The organism is Sulfurimonas sp., from assembly GCF_023229105.1.
In the GTDB taxonomy this organism is placed as follows: Bacteria; Campylobacterota; Campylobacteria; order Campylobacterales; family Sulfurimonadaceae; genus Sulfurimonas.
In genome coordinates, this window is sequence record NZ_JALNZY010000071.1 from 1 (window position 1) to 10,119 (window position 10,119).

The window sequence follows — 10,119 nt, forward strand, 5'->3', positions numbered from 1 at the left end:
CATCAAGCGTCTCCATGAAATCCTCATCACTCTCGCCAGGAAATGCAACAATTATATCTGTTGAAATACTTACGTCAGGGCAGACGCTTCTTAACTTTTTGACACGATTTAAAAACCACTCTTTTGTATAGCCGCGCTTCATCTCTTTTAGCACTTTGCTAGAGCCGCTTTGAAGCGGCATATGCATTGATTTACATACTTTAGGGTTTTTTGCAAACTCCTCTATAAACTCATCATCCATATGCAAAGGGTGCGGAGAGGTAAAGCGGATTCTCTTTAACTCCTCAATTTCACTAAGACGACGAAGAAGTTGTGTAAAATTAATCTTCTCATATTCTCCAGAAAAACGGCGTCCATAATTATTTACGTTTTGTCCTAAAAGAAAAAGCTCTTTAGCTCCCGAGTCAACTGCTCTTTGTGCTTCACGTAAAATAAGCTCTGCAGGAATAGATATCTCCTCGCCTCTAGTTTTTGGAACAATACAGTAGGTGCAAGATTTGTCGCATCCAATTGAGATATTTATATAGGCTTTATAAGGGGATGTCCTAAAATCATCAAAAGCAAAGGAACTCTCATCATAGTTTATATCTACTTCAACTGCCCTATCCTTATGTAAAACTTCCGTAATTTTAGAGACGTTTCTAGCCCCAAGAACAAAACTTACATAAGGCGCTCTTTTAATAATCTCTTCGCCTAGGTGTGATGCAGTACAACCGCAGACACCTATCTTCGCGCCCTCTTTTTTCTTTTTGTTGAAGACGCCGAGTTCTGAAAAAAGCTTAGAAACAGGCTTTTCTCTTACCGAGCAGGTATTTATTAAAATAAGATCTGCACTCTTTAAGTCATCAGTAATCTCATAACCCTCTTTTTCTCTTAGTGCTGCAATCATATGCTCACTATCACGAGAGTTCATGGCACAACCTAATGTCTCAATAAATAACTTTTTTGACATTACAAAAACTTAATTTATAATGTGAACTTGGTACATGTACTCATTATCAGCAAGTCCGTATTTGACCTCATTCATATAAAAACTTTTACCTTTTGCTTCAAAATAGTCTTGAAGCTCTAATAAATCTTTGTGTGAGTTTTCTCTGTCAAAATAAAAAATTACACTCTCTTGTTTTTCAAGAGTAGCCTCCATCTTATCTAGTTCAGCCTTTTTAGGCTTTGTTGTAATATCTGTTCTTGCAAATTTTAAATCCATTATCTATCCTTCTTTTTAAGTGCTATATTTTCTTGCATTATAGTAAAACTCTACTAAAAATCGTATTAAAGCTATTTTTATGACTATTTTGGTATAGTGTCACTCTTCATAAGAAATCCCTAAAATACTTTTAACACTGTTTTTTTATGAGACAATCTTGCACAGGATATAATAATGGAAAAAATTCTAGATATAGTTGAAGCAATCGCACATGAAAAAGGTCTTAAACCTGAAAATGTAAAAGAGGCCCTAAAAACAGCATTTATTCAGACCGCTAAAAGGGTAATAAACCAAAAATTTGCTTTTGAAGCAGTAATAAACAAAGAGACAAAAACTATTGATCTTATTCAAACAATAACGGTCGTGGCAGATAATGATGAAAAACTCAAAGATGAAGATTTAGCTCCTGCATATATCTCTATTACCGAAGCAAGAGAGTATGACGATCAAGTAGAACTTGACGATCAGCTTCAAATTCCACATGATTTAGAAGAGTATGGAAGAACTGCAGCCTCAACGCTTCACCGTGAGATTGAGTACCATGTTCAAAGACTTGTTGAAGATGAAATTTTCAACAAGTATAAAGCTAAAATCGCAACGCTAGTAACAGGCAGAGTAACTAGGGTAGATAAAAATAATGCAACCTATATAGATATCGATGAAGTTCGTGCTGTTTTACCGATGAAAAGTCGTATAAAAGGGGAAGTTTTTAAAGTCGGAGACCATTTAAAAGCCGTTGTTCGCCGTGTAAATATGGATAAAGAAAACGGTATTCAAATTGAGCTCTCACGTACCTCTCCAAAATTTTTAGAGGAGCTTTTAGCTCTTGAGGTTCCTGAGATTGCAGATGGAACTGTAGTTATAGAAAGAAGTGCTCGCATCCCAGGGGAAAGAGCCAAAATAGCACTTATTAGTATGCATCCGCAAGTTGATGCTGTGGGTGCAACGGTCGGAGTCAAAGGGGTTCGTATCAATGCAGTGAGCAAAGAGCTTATCGGTGAAAATATAGATTGTATTGAATATTCTAGCATCCCTGAACTTTTTATATCAAGAATTATGAGTCCTGCAATTATCTCTAGTGTTGAGATTATAAAAGATGAAAATGGCGAAGCCAATAAAGCTATAGTAACGCTCAACTCTGATCAAAAATCAAAAGCAATAGGTAAAAGTGGTATAAATATCCGTTTGGCATCTATGCTTAGCGGTTTAAATATTGAACTACTTGAGAGCGATAAGCCTAGCCAAAACGGTGAAATAAGCGAGCAAAAAGAGGGTGTTGATGCTCTTAAGGCACTCTTTAGCTAATATTATGCCCTATAATGAGCAAAATCTCATTAGTTATTTTACTCTCTCATCATATATGGATTTAATTTCAAAAGAATTAAATCCGCTATCATATTTCCAAGCAGCGTTAAAAATGCAGTTATCATTAAAGTTCCCATGATTATCGGATAGTCACGACTTAGTGCACTCATATAAAAAAGCTGCCCCATTCCCTCTATCCCAAAAATTGACTCAAGTATAACACTTCCTCCTATAAGCCCGGGTAGCGATAATCCTAAAAGAGTAACAATCGGCGGAAGCAGATTTGGAAGTATATAGTATCTAAAGAGCTCTTTTTTGCTCAAACCGCGAGAAAGTGCAAAGTAGTAATAATCACTCTTTAGTATCTCTAAAGTCAAGGAACGTATATAGATTATCATGCTGCCAAGCCCTACAAATATCATAACTCCAACCGGCAATGCCAGATGCCATGCCATGTCAAGATAGTAGGCAAATCCCTCTTTTGGTTCTACCGAATGCAAGCCGGAAATAGGAAATATTCCTAATGTCAAGGAGAATAAAATGATAAAAAGAAGTGCCAAATAAAAAGAGGGCATGGAAAAAGAAATAAGAGAAATTTGGCGAATCAGGTAGTCGCTCTTTTTTTCATATCCAAGTGCCGCCTTTATACCCAAATACAAAGAGATAACAAACACTGCAATAAGTGCCGTTATATTCATAATGAGTGTTACTGGAAGCCGCTTTAGTATCTCAGTGCTTACATCTTGACCGCTCACAAAAGAGATACCGAAATTTAGACTAAATATATTTATAACCCAATCAGCGTACTGCTCAAAGAGCGGTTTATCAAGTCCATATACCGCTTTAAGTGCGGCTATTGCTTCCTCTGTCATGTTTGGATTTAGCTCGCCGGCTGCAAAAAAACTATTTGGTGCCCCGTGGATTGCCAAAAAAGAGATAATGGAGATTAAAATTAACATAAAGAGTATGTAAAATATTTTTTTTATTAGCTTATTCATTGTAAAAATTATATCTTAAAAAGTTAAAATCAATATCCGCTAGATACTTCAGATGCAGATAAAAAAGTTCAGCATCAACAATTAAAAGAGGTAAAATAAAGCAGATTTCAAAATAATCATACTCCACACAGGGAATATGAACGAACCTTCCGGCTTTTTGGATTAAAAACTAAAGCTTATCGTAGCGACTACATTCTCTTCATCAGAACTAGAATCAGTGTCATGATTAAAATCAATATACGCGACACTTAAATCAAATTTCTCAAATGATTTATTTAGTCTTACCAAATAGTTAGTGCCTATGTTGTCATAGTCGCCGTAACTAGCTGCAAGCCCTATATCATACGGCAATTTGACTGAAGCACCGACTTCCCAATAATCCTCAGGGTCTAGGTCATCAGTCTCAATACCTAAGCTATATTTTGCGCTAAGACCAAACTTTTCCCACTCTTTACTTAATCCAAAATATGCCTCTGCAAAGTTATACTCATCTGACATATTTGGATAAATGTACTGTATTACTCCAATATCAAAACCGACTCCTTCGAGTTCGCTTGCGTATCCTGCATAAATATCTGCTTCCAAAGAATTTTTATCATCTGAAAAATCCACATTTGATCCCCAGACGCCAGCATATAAATCTTTATAATCTAAATCAACTCCGCCTTGTACTGCTGCAGAGTTATGGCTTTGAGTCATTCCTCTCCATACATAGTTGCTTGTAATTGACATGTTTGCACTTATACTGATATCAGAACTCTTTTCTTCTGCAAATGCCATGGTTGCGATAAGAGCTAACGATAAACTAAGTTTTATTGATTTCATTTTATCTCCTTTTTGTGATGAAGAAATTATGACATATGAATTTTATTATTGTAAAAGATAACTGATTAAAAATAGAGCAGTAAGAAAATGTGCGGCTCAACTCCGGCTAAAAGAGTCAAGCCATATATAGATACTATTTTTTAGCTAAATCCCAAGCAAGAACAGTTTTGCCCTCCGAGGTTGTCTCAGCTGCTGCCATGCCCATGATATTATATCCTGCATCCACATAGTGAACTTCCCCCGTAACACCAGAAGCCAAGTCACTCAGAAGATACATCGCAGAGTTGCCGACCTGCTCTGTTGTTACATTCCTCTTAAGCGGAGAGTTTATCTCATTCCAATTAAGAATCTGTTTGAAGTCACCTATCCCGGCTGCCGCCAAAGTTCTAATTGGTCCAGCAGAAATGGCGTTGACTCTTTGACCTTTTCTTCCAAGCTCAACTGCCATATATCTAACGGTAGATTCAAGTGCTGCCTTTGCTACACCCATAACATTATAGTTTACTATATATTTTGGTCCGCCTAAATACGATAGGGTAAGGATTGAAGCATTATCGCTTAAGACACTCTCTAAACAATTTGTCAAATCTATCAAGGAGTAAACAGAAATATCCATAGCGATTTGAAATGCCTGTTTTGTAGTTTTCATAAATGGCTGGCTAAGGGCTTCTTTTGGTGCAAATGCAACAGAGTGAACAAGGAAATCTATCTTGCCGAAGTCCTTCTCTATTAATGAAGCAATATTTGACATATGCTCCTCATTAGAGACATCTAATTCGTACACTTTATCGCTGCCAAATGATGCAGCTAAAGGCTCAACTCTTTTTTTCAATGCATCGTTTAAGTATGTAAATGCTAACTCCGCCCCCTGCTCATGGCACGACTTTGCTATCCCATATGCTATTGACTTATCGTTTGCTAAACCTACTATTAAACCTCTTTTACCCTTCATTACCATTATACTTTCTCCTATAATTTTATTTATTTAATTCCTGTGCATACTCGCACATTGTACAAAAATGTTCTGCATAGAGTGCGGCACCACCTACTAAAATGCCATCAACGCCATCAAGAGCCAAAACTTCCTTAGCATTTGTAACTTTAACGCTTCCTCCGTAAAGTATAGGAGCTAAAGATTTTTTCTTTAACTCTGCATGTATGGCTACAATATCTTCTGAAGTCGGGGTAAGTCCCGTTCCTATCGCCCAAACTGGTTCGTAAGCTATTATAAGATTTTCGTATGTCACGTCTATTCCCTCATACTGCTTAGAAATATACTCCATCATTGTTTCAAAACCAGCTTCTCTTATCTCTAGCGGTTCCCCGACACAGTAAATAATCTTAAAACCTAGCTCCTTATAAAAATTGAACTTTTTTATAAGTTCCTCTTGCGTTTCACCTAGAAGATGTCTTCTCTCGCTATGACCTATAAGAATAGTTTTTATGCCAAACTCTTCTAACTGCTCATAGCCGATTTCGCCTGTAAATGCGCCGTTGATTGTGGGATAGGCGTTTTGAGCACCAACTACTACTGCTCCCGTATGTGAAGTTAAACTTGAAGTTGCAGGAAAAACGAAAACTTCACTGGTAATGCTATTTTTTCTTACATAACTCTCCACTTCACTTATATATTTGGCAGTTTTTTCTCTTGTAAGATTTGTTTTTAAATTTGCTGCAATAATCATATTTTAACCCTCTTGAATAACCAAAGATGCTACTCCTGGTAAAACTTTGCCCTCTAAGAGCTCCAAAGAAGCGCCGCCGCCTGTCGAGATAAAGGTAATCTCATCATCCACGCCTATTCTTTGAACCAAATCCGCCGTATCGCCGCCGCCTACAACAGTTGTAGCATAGCTGTCGGCAACATAGTGTGCTATCTCGTTTGAGCCTCTGGCAAATTTATCCATCTCATAAACACCCATGGGACCGTTCCATAAAACAGTCTGAACATCACTTAAAACTTCTTTGTAAAGTCTAACTGTTGCAGGTCCTATATCAAGACCCATCCATCCACGTGGAATCTCCTGAACCGATGTTATTTTTATGGCAGAATCCTCTGCAAACCTTTCCGCTGCAACAACATCAACCGGAAGATAAAATTTAACACCTAGTTTTTTTGCCTCTTCCATGATATATCCCGCATCTTCAAGCAGATCATCTTCAACAAGTGAATCGCCGATATCATGTCCTAACTTTTTTAAAAACGTAAATGCCATTCCCCCGCCGATTAAAACTTTATCAATTCTAGGCAGAAGATTTATAAGCGCTTCAAGCTTGCCTGAGACTTTTGAACCGCCTACTATAGCAGCAAAAGGTCGAACAGGATTTTGTATCAACTTGTCAAAAAATTGTATCTCTTTTTGAAGTAAAAACCCTGCGGCTTTATGTTCAGAATCAAAAAAATGAGTTATCCCCTCAACAGACGAATGCGCACGATGGCTGACTCCAAATGCATCATTTATATAAAAATCCACCATTGAAGCCAATTTTCTAGATAATTCTACGTCATTTTTTGTCTCCCCCGCTTCATAACGAAGGTTTTCCAAGAGTAAAACTTCTCCTGATTTTAACTCTGATGCTCTTAGCATTGCATCTTCGCCGACTACATCTTTTGCTATGGTAACTTCTCTTTTTAGAAGATGCTGAATTCTTCTAGCAATCGGAATCAGCGAATATTTTTCAACCACCTGACCGTCTGGACGTCCAAGGTGAGAGCCTAATACAACTGCACAATCTTGATCGAGGCAGTAGTTTATAGTAGCAAGTGCAGAGCGGATACGACGATCATCAGATATATTTCCAAACTCATCCATGGGTACGTTAAAATCACACCTGATAAAAACTTTTTTACCGGCAAGGTCTAAATTTTTAATATTTAAAAGTTCCATATTTTGCCTATTTGCTAATATGAAGAGCCATATCTATAAGTCTTGTAGAGTACCCCCACTCATTATCATACCAAGCCATAATTTTTACCATATCATCAGCCATTACTTGCGTTAAATCCTCTGCAACTATAGCGCTGTATGTACTCCCGATAAAATCTTGAGATACTCTCATCTCCTTATCCATTAAAAGAAGCCCTTTTAGATTTGTATCTGCCATTTGGTTAAATACGGCAGTCACTTCTTCTTTTGTAGTTTTTCTTTTAACAATTACGTTCAAATCAACCATAGATACATCTGGCGTCGGTACACGCACGCTCTGTCCGTGAAGTTTTCCAACTAGTTGAGGAAGGACTAAACCGATGGCTTTAGCAGCTCCCGTTGTTGTAGGAATCATATTGATAGCACCTGCTCTTGCGCGACGCTTGTCTTTTGAATGTTTGACATCTAAAATATTTTGATCATTTGTGTAAGCGTGTATAGTAGTCATAAGACCTTTTTCAATCCCAAAAGCGTCATCTAGAACTTTTGCTATAGGACCGAGACAATTTGTAGTACAAGATGCATTTGAGACTATTTTTTGTCCATCATAAAGATTTTCATTTACACCCATAACGAAAGTCGCTGTCTCTGAGTCTTTTGACGGGGCAGAGAAAAGGACTTTTTCAACACCGTTATCAATGTGCACTTGAGCTGATTTTTGAGTTAAAAAAACACCCGAACACTCTAAAACCATCTCTGCACCGCACTCAGCAAATTTGAGGTTTTTTGGATCACGATCACTAAAAACTCTAATCTTTTTGCCGTCAATTGTAATGTTCTCATCATCAATTTGCACTACTTCACTGCCAAATCTTCCATGAACGGAGTCATTTTTGAGAAGATAGAGCATCATATCCATGCTTGCCATGTCATTTATAGCTACAATCTCTACATCATCTCTTGTTGCAGCAATTCGAGCTACGCAGCGGCCGATTCTACCAAATCCATTAATTGCTATCTTTAGTGCCATGCTATTTCCTAATTAAAATAAAATTGGGTAATTTTACCTAAACTTAGTTATAATTCGCTTTAAATATGGATACAATCGCACTTTTTGGCGGCTCTTTTGACCCGCCGCACATCGGTCATGAGGCAATTGTTAAGGCTTTGAGAAATTTCAAAGATATTGACAAAGTTATAATAATGCCAACATTTTTAAGTCCGTTTAAATCAAAATTTCACGCTCCTGCATCTCTTAGAGTGGCGTGGTTAAAAAAGGTTTTTGGCAAATATAAAAATGTTGAAGTCTCGGACTATGAAGTTCTTCAAGAAAAGCAAGTAACAACCATAGAAACGGTTAAACACCTTTTAAAAAGTTATAAGAAAATATACCTTGTAATCGGTGCCGACAACCTATCTTTTATTGAGAGATGGAGTAGGTATGATGAACTTAAAGAGTTAGTGTCATTCCTTGTAGTTCCAAGGGACAATATTGAGATTTCAGAGCATTTTTTAAGATTGGATGTTGATGAGAAAATATCATCAACCAAGCTTAGAGATAACATTGAAATCTCAAAACTGCCAAAAAAATGCGCAAAAGAGATATATAATTTTTACAAGGAAAACTATTGCAAAACAGAATAGAAAGAATAACCGAGGTCTTAAACAAAAATAAAGCGGAAAACGTGGAGGTTTTTGACCTTAAAGACAAAAACTACTTTGTAGATTATGCCATTATCGCATCATCACTCGGTTCAAGACATACGATGGCTCTTTTAGATCACCTAAAAAAAGAGCTCAAACCCGCAGAAAAATTTATCAACGTAGATGAGAGCAGTGACTGGATTGTCGTTGATTTAGGTGATATCCTAATCCACATAATGACACCTGAGTACAGAGTTAAATATGATATGGAGAGCTTTTTAAGCACATTGGCTAATGGCAAAGAGGGGATGCCTCTTTAAACTTGAATTGGCGAAATAAAAAGCTATAGAGAGTTAGGTTTTTAATCTTTTTAGTAAAATATCTGCTACACGAAAAGCATTCGCGTATATCGTCCATGTGTAGGGAACGCTTCCTCCTGTTGGCATAAAGCTAGCATCTGTTACATAAAGATTTTCTAACGCATGTGCTTTACAATTTTTATCAAGTACGGAGGTTTGAGGATTTTCTCCAAACCTACAGCCGCCTGCAGCAAGGTTTGACGGAGGTGCCGAGGAGATATTGTAGCTTATCTCTGTGGCGCCCATCTGTTTTAAAACTTCTACCGCCTTTTTTGCCAACTCGTTTCCGACTTCTCTATCATGTGGATGGCTATAAAGATGTATCGCACCTACTGGGATACCATACTTATCTTTTACATCTTCCTCAATACCTATAAAACACTCATCCGTAGGAAGCCAATCATTAAAAACTTCAAAATTTAAAACCTTTGAAGTCGTAAGCTCCTTATGAACTTTTTTCGCAAGAGCCTCGCCCCAGACAATTTGTCCATTTTCATCATAAAAGGCTCTTTTTATGCGAGGAATTAAATTTTGATGTTCAAACAGAAAATCTATAGTTCCTCCCTTAATTTTTTTACCACTCTTTTTATACTCATACCATTGTTGCAGGGAGCGATTGAAAAAAAGTCCGACCTCCATAAGCTCTTTTTGTTCTACTTCTGTAAGCGTTTGAAAACGAAATCGTCCCTCCCCTGCTCCCCCTGCGGAAAATATAAGATTTTTTCCCACTTGATGCTCATTGTTGGCTAAGCCATAAGGAAAAAAGTGATTTTTTGAGTTCAAAAGCAATCGTGAGCTCTCTATTGCTTGTGCAGCTAAAACAAAGATTTTTGCAGAGAGTTCATGCGTCTTAAAATCGACATCATAGTAATGCGCTTTTGTAACCTTAGTCGCATCACTCTCAAGTCTATAAA

At 37.2% G+C, this 10,119-nt stretch carries 12 protein-coding genes; 3 read left to right on the top strand and 9 right to left on the bottom strand.

What is annotated here, in order from left to right; genetic code table 11:
• Together miaB and M0Q17_RS09015 are read right to left on the bottom strand one after the other, a co-directional pair.
• On the bottom strand, positions 1–952 hold a 952-nt coding region (miaB, locus tag M0Q17_RS09010; protein WP_295086095.1), incomplete at its 3' end, for a tRNA (N6-isopentenyl adenosine(37)-C2)-methylthiotransferase MiaB.
• A 9-nt stretch (positions 953–961) separates the two neighbouring features.
• Positions 962–1,207 carry an HP0268 family nuclease gene (locus M0Q17_RS09015; RefSeq protein ID WP_295086099.1) on the bottom strand — a complete coding sequence of 82 codons (246 nt, stop codon included), beginning with the start codon at positions 1,205–1,207 and terminating at the stop codon, positions 962–964.
• A 174-nt stretch (positions 1,208–1,381) separates the two neighbouring features.
• On the opposite strand from M0Q17_RS09015, the gene nusA reads away from it, so the two are divergent.
• Entirely contained in the window at positions 1,382–2,512 is a 1,131-nt protein-coding gene (gene nusA, locus M0Q17_RS09020) for a transcription termination factor NusA (RefSeq protein ID WP_295086102.1), read from the top strand.
• Between the two features lie 38 nt (positions 2,513–2,550).
• Here nusA and M0Q17_RS09025 read toward each other — a convergent pair whose 3' ends face one another.
• From M0Q17_RS09025 to gap, 6 genes are all read right to left on the bottom strand, one after another.
• Positions 2,551–3,510 carry an ABC transporter permease gene (locus M0Q17_RS09025; protein WP_295086104.1) on the bottom strand — a complete coding sequence of 320 codons (960 nt, stop codon included), beginning with the start codon at positions 3,508–3,510 and terminating at the stop codon, positions 2,551–2,553.
• A gap of 162 nt (positions 3,511–3,672) precedes the next feature.
• On the bottom strand, positions 3,673–4,335 hold the full coding sequence (locus tag M0Q17_RS09030; protein ID WP_295086107.1) for a TorF family putative porin: 663 nt from the start codon (positions 4,333–4,335) through the stop codon (positions 3,673–3,675).
• A gap of 133 nt (positions 4,336–4,468) precedes the next feature.
• Positions 4,469–5,293 (bottom strand): enoyl-ACP reductase FabI, encoded by an 825-nt coding sequence (fabI, locus tag M0Q17_RS09035; protein WP_295086109.1) that lies wholly within the window; start codon positions 5,291–5,293, stop codon positions 4,469–4,471.
• Positions 5,294–5,312: 19 nt separating this feature from the next.
• Positions 5,313–6,020 (bottom strand): triose-phosphate isomerase, encoded by a 708-nt coding sequence (locus tag M0Q17_RS09040; protein ID WP_295086111.1) that lies wholly within the window; start codon positions 6,018–6,020, stop codon positions 5,313–5,315.
• Between the two features lie 3 nt (positions 6,021–6,023).
• A complete protein-coding gene (locus tag M0Q17_RS09045; RefSeq protein ID WP_295086112.1) occupies positions 6,024–7,223 on the bottom strand; it encodes a phosphoglycerate kinase in 1,200 nt (399 codons plus the stop codon).
• A 7-nt stretch (positions 7,224–7,230) separates the two neighbouring features.
• Positions 7,231–8,232 carry a type I glyceraldehyde-3-phosphate dehydrogenase gene (gene gap / locus M0Q17_RS09050; protein ID WP_295086113.1) on the bottom strand — a complete coding sequence of 334 codons (1,002 nt, stop codon included), beginning with the start codon at positions 8,230–8,232 and terminating at the stop codon, positions 7,231–7,233.
• Positions 8,233–8,297: 65 nt separating this feature from the next.
• On the opposite strand from gap, the gene nadD reads away from it, so the two are divergent.
• Both nadD and rsfS read left to right on the top strand, forming a co-directional pair.
• Positions 8,298–8,846: a nicotinate (nicotinamide) nucleotide adenylyltransferase gene (gene nadD / locus M0Q17_RS09055; RefSeq protein ID WP_295086114.1), complete on the top strand. Its 549-nt coding sequence runs from the start codon at positions 8,298–8,300 to the stop codon at positions 8,844–8,846.
• Positions 8,831–9,166, top strand: coding sequence for a ribosome silencing factor (rsfS, locus tag M0Q17_RS09060; RefSeq protein ID WP_295086116.1), 336 nt, complete (start codon positions 8,831–8,833; stop codon positions 9,164–9,166). Before nadD ends, rsfS begins: the two co-directional genes overlap by 16 nt.
• A gap of 33 nt (positions 9,167–9,199) precedes the next feature.
• On the opposite strand, the gene M0Q17_RS09065 is transcribed toward rsfS, so the two are convergent.
• On the bottom strand, positions 9,200–10,119 hold a 920-nt coding region (locus tag M0Q17_RS09065), incomplete at its 5' end, for a GMC oxidoreductase (RefSeq protein ID WP_295086118.1).